This window comes from Bacillus sp. JH7, assembly GCF_001563515.1.
GTDB lineage: Bacteria > Bacillota > Bacilli > Bacillales > Bacillaceae_G > Bacillus_A > Bacillus_A cereus.
Window position 1 is genome coordinate 21,108 of record NZ_LPUS01000032.1, and the last position, 23,739, is coordinate 44,846.

Below are 23,739 nucleotides of genomic sequence, written 5' to 3' on the forward strand. Positions count from 1 at the left end.
TTTTTATAATGTGAAAGGATGCAATTTGTTTTAGGGAGGTAAAGAGCAATGTGTTCACGATATGTACAAATTATAGGAAGAAATAATATGAAATATTGCATTTTATATTGTTACATCCAGATTTTATGTTAAATTCTTGAATGGAATATTAAAATAGGGGGCAAGGATATGAACAAGAAATCAAAGATCAATAAAGTGATGCTTAGCATTAGTACAATGGCTTTATCGTTAGGCGCACTTCAAACTCATGCAGCAGCGGAAGAAAAAGTACCGTATAACGTGTTGAAAACGAAACCGGTTGGAATTGAAAAGTCGGTAGATGAAGTTGGACATATTTCAAAAGTTGATGAAACTTTATCATTTCAAGAACGTTTAAAAGTAGGAGATTTTTCACAGCGACCAGCATCTATTACGAAGAAAACTGCAGTAAAGCAAGTTAAAGAAAGCTATTCAATGGCTGATTTAAACAAAATGAATGATCAAGAATTAGTTGAAACGTTAGGCAGTATTAAGTGGCACCAAATTACAGACTTATTCCAGTTTAATGAAGATGCAAAGGCTTTTTATAAAGATAAAGGAAAAATGCAAGTCATTATAGATGAATTAGCTCATAGAGGTAGTACATTTACGAAAGATGATTCAAAAGGAATTCAAACGTTTACTGAAGTGCTGCGTTCAGCTTTTTATCTTGCATTTTATAATAGTGAATTAAGCGACTTAAATGAAAGAAGCTTCCAGGACAAATGTTTACCTGCTTTAAAAGCAATCGCAAAAAATCCGAATTTTAAGCTTGGTACAGTTGAACAAGATACAGTCGTATCTGCATACGGTAAATTAATTAGTAATGCTTCAAGTGATGTTGAAACGGTTCAATACGCATCGAATATTTTAAAGCAATACAATGATAATTATACTACTTATGTAAATGATCGAATGAAGGGACAAGCAATATACGATATTATGCAAGGTATTGACTATGATATACAGTCGTACTTAACTGTGGCTCGTAAAGAAGCGAATGAAACGATGTGGTATGGAAAAGTAGATGGGTTTATTAATGAAATAAATCGTATTGCTCTTCTAAATGAAGTAACGCCAGAAAATAAATGGCTCGTTAATAATGGCATTTATTTTGCTAGCCGTTTAGGGAAGTTTCATAGTAATCCAAATAAAGGATTAGAGGTTGTTACACAAGCAATGCATATGTACCCGCGCTTAAGTGAACCGTATTTTGTTGCGGTAGAACAAATTACAACAAATTATAATGGTAAAGATTATAGCGGGAATACAGTAGATTTAGAGAAAATACGTAAAGAAGGAAAAGAGCAATACTTACCAAAAACGTATACATTCGACGATGGATCAATTGTGTTCAAAACAGGAGATAAAGTATCAGAAGAAAAAATTAAGAGACTATATTGGGCTGCGAAGGAAGTAAAGGCACAGTATCACCGGGTAATTGGAAATGACAAAGCGTTAGAGCCAGGAAATGCGGATGATGTATTAACGATCGTAATTTATAATAGTCCAGATGAATATCAGTTAAATAGACAATTGTATGGATATGAAACAAACAACGGTGGAATTTATATTGAAGAGACAGGTACATTCTTTACATATGAGCGTACACCAGAGCAAAGTATTTATAGTTTAGAAGAGTTATTCCGTCATGAATTTACTCATTATCTGCAAGGGAGATATGAAGTTCCTGGTTTATTTGGAAGAGGAGATATGTATCAAAATGAAAGGCTAACTTGGTTCCAAGAAGGAAATGCAGAGTTTTTCGCAGGATCTACTCGTACGAATAACGTTGTACCAAGAAAGAGTATAATTAGCGGATTATCATCTGATCCTGCAAGCCGTTATACAGCAGAGCGTACACTATTTGCTAAATACGGTTCTTGGGATTTCTATAATTACTCGTTCGCATTGCAATCTTATTTATATACACATCAATTTGAAACGTTTGATAAAATTCAAGATTTAATTCGAGCGAATGACGTGAAAAATTATGATGCTTATCGTGAGAATTTAAGTAAAGACTTAAAACTAAATAAAGAGTATCAAGAGTATATGCAGCAGCTAATCGATAATCAAGATAAATATAATGTACCGGAAGTAGCAGATGATTATTTAGCTGAACATGCAACGAAGTCGTTAGCAGCGGTGAAGAAAGAAATTAGTGATACGTTGCCTATGAAAGATACAAAAATGACAAAACATAATTCTCAATTCTTTAATACATTTACATTAGAAGGTACGTATACAGGTAGTGTCACAAAAGGTGAATCAGAAGATTGGAAAGCAATGAGTAAAAGAGTAAATGAATCTTTAGAACAATTGGCGCAAAAAGAATGGAGTGGCTACAAAACTGTTACAGCATACTTCGTCAATTATCGTGTGAATAGCTCAAATCAATTTGAATATGATGTAGTTTTCCACGGTATCGCAAAAGATGACGGAGAAAATAAAGCTCCAACGGTTAATATAAATGGCCCTTATAGCGGTCTTGTAAAAGAGGGAATTCAATTTAAAAGTGATGGCTCAAACGATGAAGATGGAAAAATTGTTTCTTATTTATGGGAATTTGGAGATGGAAGCACAAGTGCAGAAGTGAATCCAGCACATGTATATGAAAGAGAAGGTTCTTATAAAGTATCGTTAAGAGTAAAAGATGATAAAGGCAAAGAGAGCAGAAGTGAAACAACTGTTACGATTAAAGATGGAAGTTTAACAGAATCAGAACCAAATAATCGTCCAGAGGAAGCAAATCGTATCGGGCTAAATAGTACGATAAAAGGTAGTCTTATTGGCGGGGACCACACTGATGTTTATACATTTAATGTAGCATCAGCGAAAGATATCGATATTTCCGTTTTAAATGAGTATGGAATCGGGATGACATGGGTGCTGCACCATGAATCAGATATGCAAAATTATGCAGCTTACGGTCAAGTTAATGGGAATCATATAGAAGCGAAATTTAATGCAAAACCAGGCAAGTATTACTTGTATGTATATAAATATGATAATGGCGATGGAACGTACAAATTATCAATAAAATAAGTGCTTTTCCAATGTATGTTTAACTTTACTTTTTGTGGAAAATAGTATATTATATAGATATATAATATATCGGTTATTTTCTAGGAGGAGCCTGTCACAATAGGTTTCTCCTGTTCTTTTTTAGAGGCCTGTCTTACAGGTTTTTCTTTAAAAGATAAATAACTGAAAATTAAGAACTATAATCTTTGAAAGAGGTGGGGCATACACATAACAAAAAAGGGATTGTTTAAGAGAGGGGGATAAGAAATGGTTTTGTTTGGTTATCCACTTGAAACAATTTATTTATACGGATTTATTATTGCTACTATACTCACTGTGATTTATATCTTTTTTGGAGATATATTTGAATCCATATTTAGTTTTGGAGGCGGATCGGTATCCGTTGTTACTTTATTACTTAGTTTTTTCGCCATGTTATGTGGGCTTAGTTATATAGGAGAATATTTATTTTCCTTTAATAGCATTCTTATTTTCGGGGCTGCATGTGCTATATCCTTTATTGGTGTATTCATAATGAAAATACTAATTTTAAAGCCGATTGCAGAAGCAGAACAAAATACTGTGCAACGTATGGATGAGTTCATAGGTTGCAAGGGGGAAGTCATTACAACAATTCCTACAGAAGGATTTGGAGAAGTACTAATCTCCTCTCAATTTGGAAGTAATGCAATTCCAGCTAAAACAATTGGGAAAAAAGATATTTCACAAGGAACTGAAGTTATTATCGAGGGAGTCCAAGATGGTGTTTTACTTGTACAAAACATCGCTTATTCTTTAAAAAAACCAAAATTATAAGGGGGAATTCACATGACGATTCCATTAATTATTGGTGGAGTGTTACTCGCAATTTTAATTTTACTCATTTTAGTATTCATTACGAAGTATCGAACAGTTGGACCAGATGAAGCGTTAATTGTTACAGGGAACTGGCTTGGTGGCGGAAAAAATGTAGTTACCACTGATGATGGAAAGAAGATTAAGATTATTCGCGGTGGCGGTACATTCGTAGTTCCAATTATGCAACGAGCAGAGCCTTTAAGTCTATTAAACTATAAGTTAGAAGTGGGTACACGTGATACGTATACGAAGCAAGGTGTTCCAGTTACAGTAAATGGTGTTTCTATTATTAAAGTAGGTTCTACGATTGAAGAAGTATCTACAGCAGCTGAGCAATATTTAGGAAAAGAAACAGAAGAGTTAAAAGTAGAAGCAAAAGAAGTTTTAGAAGGTCATTTACGTGCGATTTTATCTTCTATGACAGTAGAAGATGCGTATAGTAATAGAGAGCAATTTGCTCAAAAAGTACATGAAGTAGCTTCTACGGATTTAAAGAAAATGGGTCTTCGCATCGTTTCCTTTACAATTAAAGAAATTATGGATAAGAATGGTTACTTAGATGCACTTGGTCAGCCGCAAATTGCGACAGTGAAGCGTGATGCAACAATTGCGAATGCAGAGCGTGAAAAAGAAGCTCGTATTGAAAAAGCTCGTGCTGAGAAAGAAGCAAAAGAAGCTGAATATCAACGTGATGCTCAAATCGCTGAAGCTGAAAAACATAAAGAATTAAAAGTACAATCTTATAAGAGAGAGCAAGAACAAGCTCGAGCAGACGCGGATCTTTCTTACGAATTACAACAAGCGAAAGCACAACAAGGTGTTACAGAAGAGCAAATGCGCGTTAAAATCATTGAGCGTGAAAAGCAAATCGAGTTAGAAGAAAAAGAGATTGCGCGTCGTGAAAAGCAATATGATGCAGAAGTTAAGAAAAAAGCAGATGCAGATCGCTATGCTGTTGAGCAATCAGCGGAAGCAGAAAAAGTAAAACAAATTAAAAAGGCAGATGCGGATCAATATAAGATTGAAGCTGAAGCGAGAGCTCGGGCGGAAGAAGTACGTGTAGAAGGTTTAGCGAAGGCGGAAATCGAAAAAGCGCAAGGTCAAGCGAAAGCGGAAGTACAAAAAGCACAAGGTACGGCGGAAGCAGATGTTATTAGATTAAAAGGTTTAGCAGAAGCAGAAGCGAAGCAAAAAATTGCAGAGGCATTTGAGTTATATGGCCAAGCGGCAATTATGGATATGGTTCTTAAAATGCTTCCAAGTTATGCGAAGGAAGTTGCAAGTCCGCTTAGTAACATTGATAAAATTACAGTTGTTGATACAGGCGGCGGTGGTAAAAATAGCGGCGCCGGAAAAGTTGCGGGTTATGCAACTGATTTAATGGCAACGATGCAAGAAACGTTAAAAGCTTCTTCTGGCATTGACTTAAAAGAGCTATTAGAAGGATTTGCAGGAAAAGGAGCGGTACAACAATTATCAAGCGATAAACCTGTTGTATCTGTAGTAGAAGATGAGAAAAAAGAAGTAGATAAAGAATAGTAAGGTGAAAAGAACCTCTAGTAAGTGAAATACTAGAGGTTCTCCTATGAATTATAATATTTCGAATAATATACATTTTTATACATTATTTTAATTATTTAATTTATATAGAATGAAAAAGATATATATCAATTCTTTAGATGTATAAAAAGATAGAGAGTCTCATTGATACATTTAAATCGTATTATTTTTATAGAAAGATTAAATGTTAATTAATTACATTTAAAACGGTATGGAGGGGTAGAAGTATGTTTCAAGGGAAATTAAGGAGTAGTAGTTTAAAAACAAAGTTACTTGTATCATTTATTATTATTTTAATTCTTCCAAGTATTGTAATTGGTTGGACGTCTTATCAACAGGCGAAGACGAATTTTAATGAAACAATTTTAAACTCGGCGAAAGATAATATAAAAATTTTGGATAATGTAATTAATAAGGAATTGGATAGTAAAAAAATAGATGCAACTTATTTTACGAAATTATTTACACAATCAAGTTACCAAGCAGATCAAATTCAAAACATACAAAATAAACTAGAAGAATACAATAAACTGCATCCAGAAATGGAAGCAATCTATACAGGATCTAGTAATGGACAGTTCATTCAATCACCAGCTATTCAGATGCCAGATGGATATAATCCTACAGAAAGAGATTGGTATAAAGAGGCAGTGAAGAAAAGCGGAGAAGTAATTGTAACTGCTCCATATAAGTCAAAAACGACAGGAAATATTGTTATTACACTAGCAAAACAAAACGAGGATAAAAGTGGAGTTCTTGGGATTGACTTAATCATTAATGATATCGTTACTACTTCTAAGATGGTTAATATCGGTAAGGAAGGATATGTAGCGATATTTGATCAAGATAAAAATGTAGTAGCGCACCCGAAAATGAAGCCAGGAGAGAAATTAGAAGAGAAACTTAGTAAAGAATTGTATAAACAGGAAGCTGGGGATTTTCATTATTCATTAGATGGTGAAGATCGCAATATCACTTTTAAAACGAATAAGAAAACTGGATGGAAAATAGCAGGAATTATGCCTTCCAAAGAAATTATCGAAGCGGCTGAACCTATTTTCTATAAAACAATAACTGTTCTTGGAATTTCACTAATAATCGGTGGGATTGTAATTTACTTCATAATTGCGTCTATTATTAAACCGTTAAAACAACTTGTCATATCATCGAAGAAGATTAGTGAAGGTGATTTAACAGAATCAATTACAGTTCATTCTAAAGATGAAATTGGACAGCTAGGAGAAAGTTTTAACGAGATGGCTGCATCGTTACAAAGTGTCATTTCTAATATAAACACTTCAGCAAGTCATGTAGCGGCATCTTCAGAAGAATTAACAGCTAGTATGAAGCAGACAAGCGAAGCAACGGAACAAATTACACAGGCTATAGAGCAAGTATCAAGTGGTGCAGAAATACAAACGAAAGAAGTTGAAGAAGGAGCAACATTGTTAGAAGAAGTTACAGAAGGAATTCAGCGTGTTGCAGATAGTTCTTCATTAGTATCTACAGCCTCTATGTATACGAAGAAAAAAGCCGAAAATGGTGGGAAGTTAGTTGAACAAACTGTGAATCAAATGCAATTAATTCATGAGTCTGTTTCGCAGTCAGACAAAATCATTGGTTTGTTAGACGATAAGTCGAAACAAATTGGAGCAATCCTTGAAGTGATTCAACATATTGCTGAACAGACAAATTTATTAGCGTTAAATGCGGCAATTGAGGCTGCGAGAGCTGGAGAGCAAGGAAGAGGATTTGCAATTGTAGCAGATGAAGTGCGAAAGCTAGCAGAACAATCAGGACAGTCTTCTACGGAAATTGGGAAACTAGTGAAAGAGATTCAATTTGATATAAAAGAAACAGTAAGCTCTATGAATCAAGTTGGAGTAGAAGTACAATCAGGACTTGTAGTTGCAAATGAAACGAAGCAAAGCTTTGCCGAAATATTGAAGTCTACAAATGATACAGTTGTACAAATTGATAGCATGGTAGATGTAGCAAAACAAATGACGGTAGATGCAAAACAAGTAAGTGCATCTATTAATGAAATTGCAGCTACGATTGAAGAAAATGCAGCAAGTGTTCAAAATATTGCTGGTTCCTCTGAGGAACAATTAGCTTCAGTAGATGAAATAAATGCAGCAGCAGTTCATTTATCACAAATGGCAGAAGAATTACAAGAGATGATTAGTAAGTTTAAAGTGTAATAACAAATATTAAGAAACGAGGTAATAATTTTACTTCGTTTCTTTTTTTATGAAGAGAAAAAGAAAGAAATATAGAGTAACCGTGTTATGATTAAGTATAATTAAAGAGACTGTATATTCTTTAAATTCTATCTTTAATCATGTTAGGGGAATGGTTTTGAAATTTAAAAAATTAAAACTCCAACCGAGAATTACATTAACTATAAGTACACTTATTTTAGTTGTACTTATGCTAACGAGTTATTTATTTTATTACATATTATCTGAAACGGTAGAAGAGCAAATTGGGAAACGAGCTTTGCATGTTGCGAAAACAGTTGCTGCTATACCTGAAATAAAGGAAGCTTTTCAAAAAGAAAACCCAGCTTCTATCATTCAGCCGATTGCAGAAAGAATTCGAATGGATACAGAGGCTGACTTCATTGTAGTTGGAAATAAAGAGGGGATTCGATATGCACATCCTGAGCGAGATAAAATAGGAGAAGCGATGATTGGTGGAGATAACAAAGGTGTTTTATTAGAAGGAAAATCATATGTTTCGAAAGCAACTGGATCATTAGGCCCTTCATTACGTGGAAAAGTTCCAATCCGTAATCAGGAAAATGAAATCATTGGTGTGGTGTCTGTTGGATTTTCAATGGACGATATTCATGGAGCGGTAGAAGTGTATGGAAAGCGTGTATTTTGGATTACAATAATAGGGCTATTAATTGGAGTAATCGGCTCTATATATTTAGCGGCAAGTATAAAAAGAATGATGTTCGGTATGGAACCAGAAGAAATTTCCTCTTTATATGAAGAGCATAGTACAGTGATTCAATCTGTACGTGAAGGGATTATTGTAATCGATAAAAATGGCATGATTAGTTTAGTCAATCAAGCAGCTTATGATATTCTTTCGCTAGATAAACAACAAAATATTATTGGGGAATTTATTTTAAATGTAATTCCTAATTCAACGATACTAGATGTACTTCAAACTGGTGAAGAACAGTTTGATCGCCAATTAAATATAAAAGGACAGGCTGTTATTGCGAACCGTCTACCTATTAAAGTAAAGAATAAAGTAACTGGCGTTGTATCGAGCTTACGTTTGAAATCTGAAATGGATCAGTTAACAGCAGAATTATCTCAGACGAAGCAATATACAGAGGCATTACGAGCGCAAGCGCACGAATATAACAATTTATTGTATACGCTTTCAGGTCTTATCCAATTAGAATCATACGAAGATGCTTTAGAGCTTATTCATAAGGAAACAGCGGTATATCAAGATTTTGTTCAATTTATTATGAAGCGGATTCAAAATCCATGGCTAGGTGGAATTTTAATTGGATTTTATAATAGAGCACGAGAGTTGAAGATTGATTTTATGCTAGATAGAGAAAGTGGTTTAGAAAAATTAAGTCCACATATTGAGAGTAATTATGTCGTTTCTATTTTAGGAAATTTAATTACGAATGCATTTGAAGCAATTGAAAAAAATGAAGAGAATGATAAGACAGTAAGGATGTTTGTAACTGATATTGGAGAAGAAATAGTAATTGAAGTGGAAGATTCAGGGCAAGGGATTCATGAGGAAATAATTACTAGCATATTCTATAAAGGCTTTTCGACGAAAGAAGGAGGAGAGCGAGGATATGGATTAGCAAAAGTGAAAGAGTTAGTAGAAGATTTAAATGGAAGTATTGCAATTGAAAAAGGGGATTTAGGTGGTGCGTTATTTATTATTGCACTACCGAAAGAGAGAGGCGAATAGTAATGGGTGAGGAGATTGAAGTATTAATTGTAGAAGATGATATTCGGATTGCTGACATTCATCGTCGTTTTACTGAAAAAATTGAGGGATTTAAAGTAATTGGAACGGCAACGACTGGAGAACAAGCGAAAGAATGGCTAGAGCTTGTGAAGCCACAGCTTGTGTTATTAGATGTGTACTTACCTGATATGCAAGGAACGGAACTTGTCACATATATTAGGCATCATTTGCACGATACAGATATTATTATGATTACAGCGGCATCGGAAACAGATGTAGTGAGGCATGCCCTGCGGGGCGGAGTAACAGATTATATCGTAAAGCCACTAATGTTTGACCGATTTAAAGCAAGTCTGGAAGGCTATCAAAAAAAGATTGTGCAGCTGAAGAAAAACAATCAATTATCTACAGAACAAATAGAACATTTATGGTCTCAAAGAGGCGTAAAGGGAAATGAAATGGAATATGCCCCGAAAGGGATAGACCCCTTAACTTTAGCAAAAATAAAAAAACATATGTTAACAGTTAATGAAGAAGGGATTACAGCAGAGGTACTAAGTTCAATGGTAGGCGTAAGCCGATCAACTGCAAGACGCTATTTAGAGTATTTGATATCTGGGAAGAAAGTTCATGCAGAGCTAATATATGGGAGTGTGGGGAGACCGGAGAGACGGTATTTTCTTGAAGTAGTAAAAAAATAAAGAAGTATCAATAATTTAATATAAGGTTTTAATAAGTATATATCAAAGACTGTGTTTAAGATTAAAATTAATGGTTTTTGAATTTTTTATTTTATAAAGTATAATGATGAAAAAATCTTAAGGGGTTTATTATCAACAGAGGAAAAAAATAATAGAGATTTTATTGAAAATGAGATTATGAATGATTCAAAAATTACTGATTCGGAAAAACAGCAGTTAATTAAAGAAGGCAGGGAAATTGTGATTATTATTGAATCAATCGATAAAAGGTTTATTTCTAATTTTACAATTCAGGGAAACTCAAAACAATTACTTAATGAATTATTAGTACTTAAAGGGATTAATCAAGCGGAATGTGTATTGACTAATGAAGAGTATAAGACTTTTCTTAATGCTTTAGTAATTGCAAAATATATTTAATAAAAAGAACGTAGCTTACTGAAGTTACGTTCTTTTTGGAAGGGAATATATTATGACTCAACGTTATTTTCTTGCTGCAAAAAAGAGGTTGCCTATAGGGATATTTGGTAGAAAAGAAACAAAGAGAGTGGAAAGGGATAAGGCTTTCTTAGGATCAGAATTAGACTTTGCTGCAATTGTTGTAAGAGAGATAAAAAAAACAGAGATACCTAGTCATTTGCGAAATCCTTTTTGTGTTTCCATTACTCCAGAAGGAGGACAATTTAAAAATGGTTGCGAAACGAATTTGAAATGTTTACAGTTACTTTTTAATTATATTCAAGATATGAAGGATGAGTTATTTACACTTGAATTTTATACGGCTTGGTATGGAGAAGAAAATAATCCTGTATCTAACTATAGTGAATTGAATTTTAAAGATTTAGTTTCTCCCTTGCAATTAATATTGGCGGATCGGGAATATGTACTCTTAACAAAGAAAGATTGGTGAGTTTTATAAATAGCACATAAATTTATTTATGTGCTATTTATATTGGAATAATCCCAATTACAATGCCAGTAATCAACATCACCATTGTCGTTCCAACTGCCCACAATAAAGTAAAACGTTGATGTTCACCAAAATCAACTTTTGCCATCCCAACTAATAAATAAGTGGATGCAACAAGAGGACTTAATAAGTGAACGGGTTGCCCAAGTAAGGAAGCACGTCCCATTTCAGCTGCACTAATTCCGTAAGTAGCAGCAGCCTTAGTTAAAATAGGTAATACCCCAAAGTAAAATGCATCATTGGACATGAAAAATGTGAATGGCATACTAAGAAGAGCTGTAATAATTGGCAATTGTGGTCCAAGTGCATCTGGTATAAGAGTTACTACACTGTTAGCCATTGCATCTACCATTTTTGTTCCAGATAAAATACCAGTGAAAATACCGGCAGCAAATACGAGAGAAACAACTGCTAATACATTCTCTGCATGAGAAGCAATACGTTCTTTCTGTTGTTCTAAGTTTGGATAGTTAATCATAACAGCAATAGCAAAAGCGACTGTAAATAAAACAGGTAACGGCATAACTTCTAGTATGAGACAGACAAGTAATGTAGCGGTTAATAAAAAGTTAATCCATAGAAGTTTAGGACGTTTATGCACTGCGGCTTCGACAGTTGCAGCTTGCTCATCCATTGTTTGCATTTGTTTTAAATACTGTACATCCATAATTCCTAAACGTTTTCTTTCTTTTTTTCCAAGATAGTAAGCAACGAAAACAACCCAAATTGCACCAGCAATCATTCCTGGAATAAGAGGTGTAAATAATTCAGAAGCCTCAAGTCCAAGTGCGCTCATAACACGAGCTGTGGGTCCACCCCAAGGTGTAAGATTTGTTACCCCCGCCCCTAACATAACAATTCCAGCTAATATGAGGGGGTTCATTCCAAGGCGCTTATATAGTGGATACATTGCGGAAACTGTAATCATGTATGTTGTTGTACCGTCACCATCTAGAGAGACGATAATAGTCAATATAGCCGTTCCGACAACGATTTTTAAAGGATCTCCTTTTACAAATTTTAAAATCTTACTAATGACAGGATCGAATAAACCGCTATCAATCATAATCCCAAAATATAAAATAGCGAACATAAGCATAATACCAGTAGGTGCTAACTTTTGAATCCCCTCTAACATCATAGGCCCCATATTGGCATAGAATCCGCCAATTAATGCAAAAACACTCGGAATTAATATTAATGCTACTAGCGCTGACATACGTTTCGTCATAATTAAAAACATAAAGACAAATACCATCGCAAATCCAAGTAGTGCTAACATGTAATTTCCCCCTCAAAAGAATGATTGCGCTTTCAAAATAGAATAAAAATTCAGAAAAAGGTTTTTTATTTATAATAAAAGCATCTATTCAAATGGTAAATAATTTAAAAAATAACATCATTAGAAGCATAATTTTTATTTTGTTCATTTTGTTCACGGTAGTTAATTTGAATTTTTAAAAAGTAAGCTGCTCCTCGTAAGAATGGTAGAATAAGATGAAAATAGTGAAGTGTGAAATAGGGAGTAGATGTTATATGAAAACGAGAATTGAAGAGATTTATAGCTCTTATGAAGGAAAAGTAGAGGAGATTTTTATTAATGAATCTTCTTACGTATATGAATGGGAAAAATTATTGATGATTCGAAAAAATGACGGTGAGCTTAAAAAAATCGCAGTCGGTATTAGTGGAAATATAAGATTGGTAAATGTAGAAGTTGGACAGGAAATTAGTGCGGATACATTATTAGTTAAGTTAGAAGATGATTTATTAATTACAGGTTGCGAGTGATGAGAGATGTGTAGAAATAACTACACATCTTTGTTTGTTTCCTATATTACAAAAAGCACATTGTTTTTTCACAAATCTCACACAACCTTTTGGTATTCTTTTCGTGGAGTATACGGTTTCTAGGGAGGAATATTGATGAAAGTAAAATATGTCGTACTTGCTATATGTTTATGTTTCGTATTTACGGTAGTCGGGTGTGGGAAAAAGGAAACAGCAGCTGTTGCCATTGATGAGAAACATGATAAATGTGATATTTGCCAAATTGGGGTAACAGATAATCAATTTGCAACAGAAATTATTTTAGAAAATGGAAAAGCGTTAAAGTTTGATGATATCGGTTGTATGTATAAATGGATGGAGATCAATTCAGGTGAAAAGACGAAAGAGAAATTTGTCCGAGATTATGATTCGAAAGATTGGATTTCGTTAGAAGAGGCTACTTACGTATATGATAAAACAATAACGACACCGATGGCTTATAATGTCATTTCATTTAAAAATAAAAAAGATGCAGAGAGCTTTGTATCTAACTATAAGGGTAAAGTTCTTTCGTATAAAGAGCTAGCAGAGCATAAATGGGAAATGAATAAAGAGATGATGGGGAAACCGAAAGCAGGAAATCATGGTGGACATCATTAATAATAGAAAAAGACAACTATATAGTTGTCTTTTTCTATTATTACTCAGGTGCAAATATAGAAAAGGTGTAAAATTTTTAGAAGAACGGTTACAATGGAATATAGTAACCTAAAGCAATCATTTATCCCGCATTAACGGGCAGTAAGATCCCCACCTCAAAATTTAGTGAAAGCAAAGAAGTTAGGTGGAGTCGGGCTGCCCGTAAAAGCCCGATTGGTGTGGGCTAATAATTAGTGGTGGATGAACAAAACCCCCACCAATTAAAGTTTCACTTTATGTACTTTTTAGAAATGTATACAAATGCGGTAAAAACGTGCTAAACTAATTGCTTCATAATGTTAATGATGGGGCCATCAGGCGTATCATTTCAATAGGTTGAGAAACATAGTATAAGCTTAAGATAATCCGATTAAAGAAGGAATATAAAGGGCTTATGGATAAATGTACTCAAGAAGAGTTATTGTATGTGATGGAGGAATGGTTAAGAAAACATTATCTTTCATAGGAGCTGTAGTTGTGAGAAAACAAAAAATTTTATTATGTATTTTATTAGGACTTTTAATGACGGTAGTGGCTTGCGATAAGCAAGAAGAACCAGAATCGAAACCGGTTCATGTGAAAAATGAAAAGAAAAAAGAGAAGCATAAAGAACAGGAAGAATCTAAAGAAGAGAAAAGTATAAATTTAATGGACAAACAGTTGTTACTTTCAGCTACCCTTGGAGACACAGAGACAGCTATGAAGTTGATTCAGGATGGAGCGAATATAAACGTAGAAGGTGACAACGGAGAAACGCCTGTCCTTGCAGCGACGTACCAAAATCATGTAGAGACAGTTAAAGCATTAATTGGTGCAGGTGCTAATATTGAAATTAAAGATGAGAAAAAAAGTAATCCACTTCTTTATGCAAGTAGAGAAGGATATACGGATATTGTAAAAGTATTAATTAATGCAGGAGTTAATACGAAAGAAACGACTAGGTCAGGTGGGACAGCACTTATTTCTGCATCTGAGCGTGGCCATGTAGAGGTTGTTAAAGAATTATTAGAGCATACAGATATTGATGTGAATTATAAAAATGAACGTGGTGGAACAGCGCTATTAGAAGCAATTGTATTAGGAAATGGTAGTGAAAACCATAAGAAAGTAATTCAATTGCTTATTGATCACGGTGCAGATGTAAATATGGCTAACAAGGAACAGCTGACGCCACTGCAATACGCTGAAAAAAGAGGTTTTAAAGATATTGTAAATATGTTGAGGGTAGCTGGAGCGAATGAAGTAGTACAGCCACAACAGCCAGTAGAGTAAAAAACGAAAAATAATCCCATTTAGATAGACAGAATGAAGAAATCAGTTAGTATGATGGATTCAGTAATGTGTATTTGAATGGGATTTTTATTTTGAACATGAAAAATAGATTATGAATGGATGGTAAATGGAGTAAATAAGGAGGCAACCTTATTTGGCAATTGTAAAAAATGAAAAGGTAGTTTCTGTTTGTTGCAGTGCCAGAAGTACGCCCGTAGCTGCTGAGGCAAGTGTGGAAACTTTAGCGGAGTTTCAAGGGAACGGATATGGTACTGATGGTGTTACAGCCTGGGCGATATCAATACAAGAAGAAAAAAGCATTCCACTTTATAGTACTTCTTGGAATAATTATGCTTCACAAGCCGTTGCGAGAAAACTAAAACTAATTAACTATGGAATGAATTTGCATATCACTTAAATTTTAAAGATAGTTGTTTGCCGTTGGGATTTATTTGTATATCTAGATTAATATTAAGAAAATATGGTGAATATTAACATTCGATTAACACCTAATTAACAATCTATCAAAACTGACTTAATAAATGCGTAATATAGTAAAGGTAACAAAATAAATAGGGTAGAGAACATTTGAGAACACCCACTTACATATAATGTGCCACTTTCTTAGGTGTGCTCTATTCCCTAGAGTTCAAATAAGGAGAAAGGCGTTCTATGTAAGTAGGTGTTTTTAGTTTGGATAAAAATAGAACAGTTAGGTGGAAAAAATGTTTAAAGAACCTTATATTGCGATGATAAAGGATTGGAAAGGATACAAAGCATACAAAAAATTGCCGAAAACAGTTTTTCTTATGACTGGTTCAATGCTGGAATTACCAGAGCGTGTATATGAATTGCAGAAACATGGACATGATGTATTTCTTCATTGTGATTTTATACAAGGCTTAAATACGAATACAGAGGAAGCGCTTTTGTATATTCAAGATGTTATCGGGGCACAAGGTATTATTTCAACAAAGGGTTCAACAATTCGAAATGCTAATAAAATTGGATTGAAAACAATTCAACGTATTTTTATTGTAGATACTTTATCTCTTACTAAATCAATTGAAAATTGTAAAACGACTAAACCAAATGCAGTAGAGATTATGCCGGGGATTATGCCTTCTATTATTAAACAGCTAGTAGAGGAAATAGAGTTTCCTATTATTGCAGGAGGGTTGATTCAAACGCGAGAAGATGCGGAAATTGCAATTCGTGCAGGAGCAAGTGCAATTTCAACAAGTCATTATGAAGTATGGATACAAGAAGAAAAAAGGAGTGCAACCTTGTGATTGAATTGAAAAATGTTTCAAAGGTATATAAAAATGCAGAAGAGACAGCGGTTAAAGGCGTATCGGTTCATATTAAGAAGGGTGAATTTTTTGTTTTAGTTGGACCTTCGGGATGCGGGAAAAGCACATTATTACGAATGATCGCTGGCTTAGAAGAGATTTCTTCAGGAGATTTAATTATTAATGAACGTGTTGCAAATGATCTAGAGCCGAAAGACCGTAATCTATCAATGGTATTTCAAAATTATGCATTATATCCACACTTATCTGTAGAAGAAAATATTTTATTTGGACTTAAGGTAAGAAAAGTACAAAAAGAAGAGCGACAAAAGCGATTAATGGAAGCTATTGAAATGGTAGGACTGAAAGAGTATGTGAAAATGAAACCAGGCCAATTATCAGGCGGACAAAGACAGCGTGTTGCACTTGCCAGGGCAATTGTGAGTCAAGCACCAATCTGTTTAATGGATGAACCACTTTCGAATTTGGATGCGAAATTACGTGCGCAAATGAGAATTGAAATTAGAGAAATTCAGCAGCGATTAGGAATTACGATGATTTACGTTACCCACGATCAAATAGAAGCGATGACTATGGGAGATCGTATCATGGTTTTAAATAAAGGAAGTATACAGCAAGTTGGAACACCACTTGACATATATAACGAACCTGCAAACGAATTTGTTGCAAGCTTTATAGGTTCTCCTTCTATGAATATAAATGATGGGGAAGTAAATAAAGAAAAAGGTGTATTACATATAGGGCAATTGCAAATTCCATTATCTATTAGACAGTTAAAGCAATTACCAGAAGGAACAATTCGCATAGGCATGCGCCCTGAGCATATTGCACTGTCTGAGGAGGGACAAGAAGTGACGTTGCAATCTGTAGAAGTATTAGGGAATGAATCTATATTGAACTTTGTGGTAAATGGAACAACTTGGAGTGCGAAAGTCATCGGACAGTTACTCTTGAACAAAGGTGACAAAGTAAAATTATTATTCTCGCAAGAAAAGTTATGCTTCTTTAATGAAAACACGAATGAACGCTTAAAAGTGGTAGCTGAAGAAGAGTTGAAAGTGGTGGCGAAATAATGATTGGAGTAAGTAAGTTACCAGTTCAAACAAAGGTGTCAAAAAAGAAAAAAATATGGGGGAGAACGAAAGATTTAAGAATAGGATTATTGTTTTTGGCGCCATCTATTTTGTTATTTTCGATTTTTTTGTTCTATCCATTGTTTAGGACGATTTACTATAGCTTTTATTTAACCGATATACATGGGGAAGCTAATCTTTTCGTTGGCTTAGAAAATTATCAATACTTATTCTCTGATCCAGCCTTCTACAAAAGTATAAAATCAACTTTATTATTTGTTTTATATACAGTGCCTACGAGTATTATATTTGCTTTGTTTCTTGCATTGATTGCAAATGGAAAAGTAAGAGGTATTGGGTTATTCCGAGTTCTGTTTTCTTCGACGATGGGAATATCAGTAGCCGCTAGTGCAGTGATTTGGCTATTTTTATTTCATCCAAGTGTAGGATTATTTAATAATATATTAGCCTCTATGAACCTTCCTGCAATCGCATGGTTAACGAGTCCGGACTGGGCACTATTCTCTGTATCAGTTACAACAGTTTGGGTGAATACAGGTTTTGCATTTTTAGTTATATTAGGTGGTTTACAAAATATCGATACGTCGTTATATGAGAGTGCATCTATAGATGGTGCTAGTTATTTATATAAACTTCGCCGTGTTACATTACCGATGCTATCACCAACTTTATTCTTTATTGTAACAGTAACATTAATTAGTGCGTTCCAAAGCTTTGGGCAAATTGATATTTTAACGCACGGTGGACCAAATGATGCAACGAATTTGATTGTGTACTCGATTTACAAAGAGGCGTTTGTGAATCATCAATTTGGAACAGCAAGTGCACAAGCAATGGTATTATTTGTTTTCATTTTCATTGCTACATTACTTCAATTTAAGTTTGCTGAGAGAAAGGTGCATTATAAATGATTGTTAAACAGTGGAAACAAAATTTCCTATTATACATGCTGCTCATTATTAGTGCAGTAATGGTATTTTTTCCTGTACTGTATGCATTTTTAATAAGCTTTATGACACCAGACGATATTCAAATGAGAAGGTTATTTCCGACTCAATTTACTTTTGATAATTTTATTAATATTTTTCAAAAGGTACCGCTTTTTACATACTTATATAACAGTTTAATTGTATCGACAGTCGTTATGATTGGACAACTTATCGTATCAAGTTTAGCAGCTTATGCTTTTGTTTTTCTTCAGTTTAAAGGGAGAAACTTAATTTTCTTCCTGTTTATTTCAACGATGCTGATTCCGTGGGAAGCAACGATGGTGCCTAACTTTTTAACGATTCAAAACTTTGGTTGGATCAATAGTTTTGCTGGGATGACAGTGCCGTTTTTTGCAACAGCTTTCGGTATTTTCTTGTTACGTCAACATTTTATGACACTTCCGAATGAACTGAAAGAAGCTGCGTTTATTGAAGGGATTGGAAATATAAGATTTTTATTCAGCGTTGTAATTCCGTATTGTAAAACGAGTTTTATTACGCTTGGAGTATATAGCTTTTTAACAACATGGAATATGTATTTATGGCCACTTTTAGTGACCACTGATGAAAAAGTAAGAACAGTGCAAATCGGTGTGAAGCAGCTTCAGTCTCAAGAAGTTGCAACTGATTGGGGAAGCGTAATGGCCGGTGTTACGGTTATCGTTATTCCAACATTGATTTTACTATTTTTAGGGCAAAAGCAATTACAACAAGGATTAACAAAAGGTGCAATTAAATAACTAAGAGAAGGTGAGATTTAAATGAGTCTAGTTAAAAAAGGTGCTGCGCTATTAATGGTAGCAACAATGGCATTATCTAGTGCCGCTTGTTCAAATAGTAAAACAGAAGGAAAACCTGAAGCACAGGCAAAAGTAGCACCAGTTGAAAAAAATGGTGATAAAACTGTAATTCGCTTCTGGCATGCGATGGGTGGAAAAACACAAGGAGTACTAGATGGTCTTGTTGCAGACTATAATAAGTCGCAAAATAAATATGAGATAAAGGCAGAGTTCCAAGGAACATATGAAGAGTCTTTAACGAAATTTAGAACGATGTCTGCAACGAAAGAAGCGCCAGCTCTTGTTCAATCGAGTGAAATTACAACGAAATATATGATTGATAGTAAAAAAATCACACCAATTGATAGCTGGATAAAAAAAGATAAGTACGATACGTCAAAATTAGAAAAAGCAATTACAAATTATTATTCAGTTGATGGAAAAATGTATTCTATGCCATTTAATTCATCTACACCAGTATTAATTTATAATAAAGATGCTTTCGCAAAGGCGGGCTTAGATCCAGAGAAAGCTCCGAAAACATATGCGGAATTACAAGAAGCAGCGAAAAAGTTAACGATTAAAGAAGGCGGAAATGTAAAACAATATGGATTCTCCATGCTTAACTATGGTTGGTTCTTTGAAGAATTGTTAGCGACACAAGGTGCTTTATATGTAGATAACGAAAACGGCCGTAAGGATGCTGCAAAGAAGGCGGTATTTAACGGTAAAGAAGGACAGAAAGTATTTGGAATGTTAGATGATTTAAATAAAGCTGGCGCACTTGGAAAGTATGGAGCAAGTTGGGATGATATTCGTGCCGCGTTCCAGTCTGGACAAGTTGCTATGTATTTAGATTCTTCAGCAGGTGTTCGTGATTTAATTGATGCATCTAAGTTTAATGTAGGTGTTTCATATATTCCGTATCCAGAGGATTCGAAACAAAATGGTGTTGTTATTGGTGGAGCATCATTATGGATGACGAATATGGTTTCAGAAGAAACGCAACAAGGTGCTTGGGACTTTATGAAATATTTAACGAAGCCAGACGTACAAGCAAAATGGCATACTGCAACAGGCTATTTCTCAATTAATCCAGATGCATATAATGAGCCATTAGTAAAAGAGCAATATGAAAAATACCCACAGTTGAAAGTAACAGTAGATCAACTGCAAGCAACGAAGCAATCTCCAGCAACACAAGGTGCTTTAATTAGTGTATTTCCAGAATCAAGAGATGCAGTTGTAAAAGCATTAGAAGCGATGTATGACGGGAAGAATAGTAAAGAAGCGTTAGATGAAGCTGCCAAAGCAACAGATAGAGCAATTAGCATTTCAGCTCGTACGAGTCAAAAATAAGAGAAAGCCGTATCCTTAAAAGGGATACGGCTTTCTTTATAGGGAGATAAGGGATCAAAGAAATGATGAAGTCTTATCTCTTTTATATGAGTAAAGGGTCTAGAGTGAATGTTGTCCTTTTCATTATTTATTTAACTCCATTGCCACTTGTTTACCATTTACGAAAACCTCTACTACCGCTACTACAACTTCCATTACTTTTTTCATCGCTCATCTCTCCTTATTTTTTGTTTCATTTCTTACTCTCAGTATAAGGAAATACAGTAATTACAACTATCGAATTGGATGACAAGAGACTTACATTGTTGTAAGGATAATAGTTTAGTTTGTAATAAAGTGAAACTGTATTCAGTGGGGGGCTTACTGCCCGTTAATGCGGGATAAATTTGATTTAAGATTAAGATTCGGAAGTTTCTGTTGTTTTGAACTATAATTAGAAAGAGGGGGGATAATATGAAAAGAATTCTTGTTATTAGTGATATTCATGGAGAGATAGAAAAGTTCGAACAGTTATTGGAAGAAGCACAATATGATGCGAAACAGGATCAATTAATCTTACTGGGAGATTATGTAGATCGTGGTCCAAATGCGCGTGCTGTAATTGAAAAGGTAAGAGAATTGAAAGAAGAGGGAGCACTCATTTTAAAGGGAAATCATGAAGATATGATGATTAAGGCGTTAACGACAAATGAGGAACGTTCATGGAACCATTGGGTAAAAAGAAATGGTGGAGATAAGACATTATATAGCTATGGATTTGTAGAAGAGGATATTGCGGTTAATGACAAAGACTTCCAAAAACCGATTTTACACTCTCGTGTATTAGAGGAACATATAAAGTTTATTCAAGAATTAGATCATTACATTGAAACAGAAGAGTATATATTTGTACATGCTGGGGTTGAACCGATGAAACGAGTTTCTGAATCTGAACCATATACGTTAATGTGGATCCGTAATGAATTTCATAATGGATATAGCGGTGAAAAGGTTGTTGTATTTGGGCATACGGAAACAAAAACGCTTCATGGTAGTGAGGATTGCGGAGTGTATTTTGGTAGTAATCGTATTATTGGAATTGATGGCGGGGCTGTGTACGGTGGTCAGCTAAATTGTTTGGAATTGCCGAGTAAAAAGGTATATGTAATAAAAAATTGAAAGAGATAAGAGGAATCTTATTTCTTTCAATTTTTTATTAAGCTAAATTTAAGACAAAGTTTTTATAATAAAACTTCAAAATTTTAGAAGGAAATAGTTAAAAATGAAACGTAATGTAACTACATTCTTTTGTTATGAAGAGAAGAAATGTAATAATAAATAGAATTGAACTATTTGATGGAAGGTGAGAGCATGCGCTTACTTGTAGTAGAAGATAATGCCTCGTTATTAGAGTCTATCGTACAAATTTTGCGTGATGAATTTGAAGTAGATACGGCAATAAATGGAGAAGATGGATTGTTTTTAGCTCTTCAAAATATATATGATGCAATTTTACTGGATGTGATGATGCCAGGGATGGACGGATTTGAAGTAATTCAAAAAATACGTGATGAAAAGATTGAAACACCAGTCCTGTTTTTGACAGCGAGAGATTCTTTAGAAGATCGGGTGAAGGGATTGGATTTTGGTGGAGATGACTATATCGTTAAGCCATTCCAGGCCCCTGAATTAAAAGCGAGAATTCGCGCTTTACTACGCAGAAGTGGTAGTTTAACAACGCAGCAAACGATTCGTTATAAAGGGATTGAATTGTTCGGAAAAGATAAAGACGTTCAAGTAGATGGACAAAGTATTAAGTTGACATTGAAACAATATGAGCTGCTAGAGTATCTCATTCAAAATAGCGGGAAGATTTTAATGCGTGAACAAATTTTTGATCGTGTTTGGGGATTTGATTCAGATACGACAGTAGCCATTGTGGAAGTGTATGTGCATCATTTGCGTAAAAAATTAGAACCATTCGGTTATCAGAAAGATATTCAAACCGTTCGAGGTATTGGATATATATTAAAAGAACAATGAAAAAGGGAAGTATGTTTCAAAAGACACGCATTCGTTTGACTATAGTGAATTCATTAGTATTTATCCTATTAATAGGTATATTAGGTAGTATTATTTATTCATACACATATAAGCGTATTTATAATGAAGTGGATCAATCTATAAAAATGATGGCTCAGTATAGAGAAAAATTAGATGTTAAAATACCACCAAGAAAACGTATGGAGAATATCCAAATTGGAGATCCGCGAGTAACTAGAATAACTTGGAATGGGAAAATAGTGAAAATAGAGGGCGATAACCGTAAATTCCGTTCTATTTTTGAAGAGAATTTGGAAAAGTTTTCTCCGGAAAAAATAGGGGAGTTACAAGATATCAAAGTACAAGGACGATATTTTAGAGCATTTTCGCTTCAAAAAGATGGAGAAATAGTTCAAATCGTGCGAGATATAACAGCGGAAGAAGGAATGTTAAATACTTTATTTTTAATCCTCGTTATAGGTTGTAGCATAGGAAGCCTCTGTGCGATAGGTATCGGCTTTTTCCTAGCTGGCAGAGCACTCGTACCTATTCAAAATTCATGGGAGAAACAGCAGCAATTCGTTTCTGATGCATCACATGAACTCAGGACACCACTTGCAGTTATTCAATCAAAAACGGATGTTTTATTTCAGTCACCATCCGCTACGATAGAAGAAAAAGCGATGGATATTTCTACAATTTCAAAAGAATGTAGGCGGTTATCGAAACTCGTTAGTAATTTATTATTGCTAGCACGTTCTGATTCTAATCAAATTGAGATGGATAAGAAAATATTTGAACTTGATAAATTGTTAGAAGAAATAGTAGCTCCATATAAGGAGATTGCTTCTTATCAAGAAAAAGAAATGATGCTAAAAGTAGAACGTGGTGTATCTTTTATGGGGGATAGAGAGCGGATTCATCAAATGATGGTCATACTGTTGGATAATGCGATGAAGTATACAAATGAAGGTGGGCATATTCAAATTGATTGCACGCAAACGAGTAGTTCAATTCGTATACAGGTGAAAGATGACGGGATAGGAGTGAAAGAAGAAGATATTCCAAAATTATTTGATCGTTTTTATCAAGGGGATAAAGCAAGAAGTACGTCAGAAGGAGCTGGATTAGGTCTTTCAATCGCAAATTGGATTGTAGAAAAGCATTACGGAAAAATATCAGTAGAGAGCAAATGGGGAGATGGCACTTGTTTTGAAGTGATTTTCCCTAAAAACCAAAAAATATAAGTAAAAAGACGACCTTGTTTTTACACAAGGTCGTCTTTTTTTAAGGTAAAGTTAAGAAACTATTTATATTATGTATGGCATAAAGAAAGTTCGTTACA

Annotated in this window: 20 protein-coding genes and 1 pseudogene; 20 read left to right on the forward strand and 1 reads right to left on the reverse strand. The window is 34.4% G+C overall.

The window, feature by feature from the left end:
- Positions 1 to 168: 168 nt before the first annotated feature.
- The 8 genes from colA to AU379_RS26200 all read left to right on the forward strand — a co-directional run bounded on the left by colA (position 169) and on the right by AU379_RS26200 (position 11,037).
- On the forward strand, positions 169 to 3,066 hold the full coding sequence (gene colA / locus AU379_RS26165; protein ID WP_061140040.1) for a collagenase ColA: 2,898 nt from the start codon (positions 169 to 171) through the stop codon (positions 3,064 to 3,066).
- A 246-nt stretch (positions 3,067 to 3,312) separates the two neighbouring features.
- Positions 3,313 to 3,861 (forward strand): NfeD family protein, encoded by a 549-nt coding sequence (locus AU379_RS26170; RefSeq protein WP_000242438.1) that lies wholly within the window; start codon positions 3,313 to 3,315, stop codon positions 3,859 to 3,861.
- A gap of 12 nt (positions 3,862 to 3,873) precedes the next feature.
- Positions 3,874 to 5,442, forward strand: a complete 1,569-nt coding sequence (locus tag AU379_RS26175) for a flotillin family protein (RefSeq protein WP_000155016.1) — start codon at positions 3,874 to 3,876, stop codon at positions 5,440 to 5,442.
- Between the two features lie 248 nt (positions 5,443 to 5,690).
- A complete protein-coding gene (locus AU379_RS26180) occupies positions 5,691 to 7,667 on the forward strand; it encodes a methyl-accepting chemotaxis protein (RefSeq protein WP_000486196.1) in 1,977 nt (658 codons plus the stop codon).
- Between the two features lie 151 nt (positions 7,668 to 7,818).
- A complete protein-coding gene (locus AU379_RS26185; protein WP_080481826.1) occupies positions 7,819 to 9,426 on the forward strand; it encodes a sensor histidine kinase in 1,608 nt (535 codons plus the stop codon).
- 2 nt (positions 9,427 to 9,428) lie between these two features.
- Positions 9,429 to 10,127, forward strand: a complete 699-nt coding sequence (locus AU379_RS26190; protein ID WP_061140042.1) for a response regulator — start codon at positions 9,429 to 9,431, stop codon at positions 10,125 to 10,127.
- A gap of 177 nt (positions 10,128 to 10,304) precedes the next feature.
- Complete coding sequence (locus tag AU379_RS26195; RefSeq protein ID WP_061140043.1) at positions 10,305 to 10,547, forward strand: hypothetical protein; 243 nt, start codon at positions 10,305 to 10,307, stop codon at positions 10,545 to 10,547.
- Positions 10,548 to 10,599: 52 nt separating this feature from the next.
- Positions 10,600 to 11,037 (forward strand): hypothetical protein, encoded by a 438-nt coding sequence (locus tag AU379_RS26200; RefSeq protein WP_000194259.1) that lies wholly within the window; start codon positions 10,600 to 10,602, stop codon positions 11,035 to 11,037.
- A 37-nt stretch (positions 11,038 to 11,074) separates the two neighbouring features.
- Here AU379_RS26200 and AU379_RS26205 read toward each other — a convergent pair whose 3' ends face one another.
- Positions 11,075 to 12,379 carry a CitMHS family transporter gene (locus AU379_RS26205; RefSeq protein WP_061140044.1) on the reverse strand — a complete coding sequence of 435 codons (1,305 nt, stop codon included), beginning with the start codon at positions 12,377 to 12,379 and terminating at the stop codon, positions 11,075 to 11,077.
- 254 nt (positions 12,380 to 12,633) lie between these two features.
- Here AU379_RS26205 and AU379_RS26210 point away from each other — a divergent pair, with 254 nt between their 5' ends.
- The 12 genes and pseudogenes from AU379_RS26210 to AU379_RS26265 all read left to right on the forward strand — a co-directional run bounded on the left by AU379_RS26210 (position 12,634) and on the right by AU379_RS26265 (position 23,641).
- Complete coding sequence (locus tag AU379_RS26210) at positions 12,634 to 12,888, forward strand: hypothetical protein (protein ID WP_000857376.1); 255 nt, start codon at positions 12,634 to 12,636, stop codon at positions 12,886 to 12,888.
- Between the two features lie 135 nt (positions 12,889 to 13,023).
- Entirely contained in the window at positions 13,024 to 13,527 is a 504-nt protein-coding gene (locus tag AU379_RS26215; protein WP_000865667.1) for a nitrous oxide reductase accessory protein NosL, read from the forward strand.
- Positions 13,528 to 13,968: 441 nt separating this feature from the next.
- Entirely contained in the window at positions 13,969 to 14,838 is an 870-nt protein-coding gene (locus tag AU379_RS26220) for an ankyrin repeat domain-containing protein (RefSeq protein WP_000287337.1), read from the forward strand.
- A gap of 142 nt (positions 14,839 to 14,980) precedes the next feature.
- Positions 14,981 to 15,256, forward strand: a pseudogene (locus AU379_RS26225) (GNAT family N-acetyltransferase); the annotation flags it as partial.
- Between the two features lie 307 nt (positions 15,257 to 15,563).
- Positions 15,564 to 16,130 carry a glycerol-3-phosphate responsive antiterminator gene (locus tag AU379_RS26230; protein WP_000472003.1) on the forward strand — a complete coding sequence of 189 codons (567 nt, stop codon included), beginning with the start codon at positions 15,564 to 15,566 and terminating at the stop codon, positions 16,128 to 16,130.
- The gene (gene ugpC, locus AU379_RS26235) at positions 16,127 to 17,224 is read left to right on the forward strand and encodes a sn-glycerol-3-phosphate ABC transporter ATP-binding protein UgpC (protein ID WP_061140045.1); all 1,098 of its coding nucleotides are present in this window, start codon (positions 16,127 to 16,129) and stop codon (positions 17,222 to 17,224) included. Before AU379_RS26230 ends, ugpC begins: the two co-directional genes overlap by 4 nt.
- Entirely contained in the window at positions 17,224 to 18,156 is a 933-nt protein-coding gene (locus AU379_RS26240) for a sugar ABC transporter permease (RefSeq protein WP_030022966.1), read from the forward strand. Before ugpC ends, AU379_RS26240 begins: the two co-directional genes overlap by 1 nt.
- The gene (locus tag AU379_RS26245) at positions 18,153 to 18,974 is read left to right on the forward strand and encodes a carbohydrate ABC transporter permease (protein ID WP_000635946.1); all 822 of its coding nucleotides are present in this window, start codon (positions 18,153 to 18,155) and stop codon (positions 18,972 to 18,974) included. The genes AU379_RS26240 and AU379_RS26245 overlap by 4 nt, the downstream gene beginning before the upstream one ends.
- Positions 18,975 to 18,995: 21 nt before the next feature.
- Positions 18,996 to 20,372, forward strand: a complete 1,377-nt coding sequence (locus AU379_RS26250; RefSeq protein WP_000060602.1) for an ABC transporter substrate-binding protein — start codon at positions 18,996 to 18,998, stop codon at positions 20,370 to 20,372.
- 453 nt (positions 20,373 to 20,825) lie between these two features.
- On the forward strand, positions 20,826 to 21,530 hold the full coding sequence (locus AU379_RS26255; RefSeq protein WP_000821967.1) for a metallophosphoesterase family protein: 705 nt from the start codon (positions 20,826 to 20,828) through the stop codon (positions 21,528 to 21,530).
- A 192-nt stretch (positions 21,531 to 21,722) separates the two neighbouring features.
- Positions 21,723 to 22,394, forward strand: a complete 672-nt coding sequence (locus AU379_RS26260; RefSeq protein ID WP_001238623.1) for a response regulator transcription factor — start codon at positions 21,723 to 21,725, stop codon at positions 22,392 to 22,394.
- The gene (locus tag AU379_RS26265; protein ID WP_000715829.1) at positions 22,391 to 23,641 is read left to right on the forward strand and encodes a HAMP domain-containing sensor histidine kinase; all 1,251 of its coding nucleotides are present in this window, start codon (positions 22,391 to 22,393) and stop codon (positions 23,639 to 23,641) included. The genes AU379_RS26260 and AU379_RS26265 overlap by 4 nt, the downstream gene beginning before the upstream one ends.
- Positions 23,642 to 23,739 lie beyond the last annotated feature (98 nt).

What these genes read in the sequence shown, in the direction of transcription:
- AU379_RS26215 (WP_000865667.1), top strand. Translation starts at nt 13,024, where the DNA reads ATGAAAGTAAAATATGTCGTACTTGCTATATGTTTATGTTTCGTATTT.
- AU379_RS26200 (WP_000194259.1), top strand. Translation starts at nt 10,600, where the DNA reads ATGACTCAACGTTATTTTCTTGCTGCAAAAAAGAGGTTGCCTATAGGG.
- AU379_RS26170 (WP_000242438.1), top strand. Translation starts at nt 3,313, where the DNA reads ATGGTTTTGTTTGGTTATCCACTTGAAACAATTTATTTATACGGATTT.
- AU379_RS26245 (WP_000635946.1), top strand. Translation starts at nt 18,153, where the DNA reads ATGATTGTTAAACAGTGGAAACAAAATTTCCTATTATACATGCTGCTC.
- AU379_RS26250 (WP_000060602.1), top strand. Translation starts at nt 18,996, where the DNA reads ATGAGTCTAGTTAAAAAAGGTGCTGCGCTATTAATGGTAGCAACAATG.
- AU379_RS26175 (WP_000155016.1), top strand. Translation starts at nt 3,874, where the DNA reads ATGACGATTCCATTAATTATTGGTGGAGTGTTACTCGCAATTTTAATT.
- AU379_RS26205 (WP_061140044.1), bottom strand. Translation starts at nt 12,379, where the DNA reads ATGTTAGCACTACTTGGATTTGCGATGGTATTTGTCTTTATGTTTTTA.
- AU379_RS26240 (WP_030022966.1), top strand. Translation starts at nt 17,224, where the DNA reads ATGATTGGAGTAAGTAAGTTACCAGTTCAAACAAAGGTGTCAAAAAAG.
- AU379_RS26195 (WP_061140043.1), top strand. Translation starts at nt 10,305, where the DNA reads ATGAATGATTCAAAAATTACTGATTCGGAAAAACAGCAGTTAATTAAA.
- AU379_RS26260 (WP_001238623.1), top strand. Translation starts at nt 21,723, where the DNA reads ATGCGCTTACTTGTAGTAGAAGATAATGCCTCGTTATTAGAGTCTATC.
- AU379_RS26255 (WP_000821967.1), top strand. Translation starts at nt 20,826, where the DNA reads ATGAAAAGAATTCTTGTTATTAGTGATATTCATGGAGAGATAGAAAAG.
- AU379_RS26185 (WP_080481826.1), top strand. Translation starts at nt 7,819, where the DNA reads ATGGTTTTGAAATTTAAAAAATTAAAACTCCAACCGAGAATTACATTA.
- colA (WP_061140040.1), top strand. Translation starts at nt 169, where the DNA reads ATGAACAAGAAATCAAAGATCAATAAAGTGATGCTTAGCATTAGTACA.
- AU379_RS26180 (WP_000486196.1), top strand. Translation starts at nt 5,691, where the DNA reads ATGTTTCAAGGGAAATTAAGGAGTAGTAGTTTAAAAACAAAGTTACTT.
- AU379_RS26230 (WP_000472003.1), top strand. Translation starts at nt 15,564, where the DNA reads ATGTTTAAAGAACCTTATATTGCGATGATAAAGGATTGGAAAGGATAC.
- AU379_RS26190 (WP_061140042.1), top strand. Translation starts at nt 9,429, where the DNA reads ATGGGTGAGGAGATTGAAGTATTAATTGTAGAAGATGATATTCGGATT.
- AU379_RS26265 (WP_000715829.1), top strand. Translation starts at nt 22,391, where the DNA reads ATGAAAAAGGGAAGTATGTTTCAAAAGACACGCATTCGTTTGACTATA.
- AU379_RS26220 (WP_000287337.1), top strand. Translation starts at nt 13,969, where the DNA reads ATGTACTCAAGAAGAGTTATTGTATGTGATGGAGGAATGGTTAAGAAA.
- AU379_RS26210 (WP_000857376.1), top strand. Translation starts at nt 12,634, where the DNA reads ATGAAAACGAGAATTGAAGAGATTTATAGCTCTTATGAAGGAAAAGTA.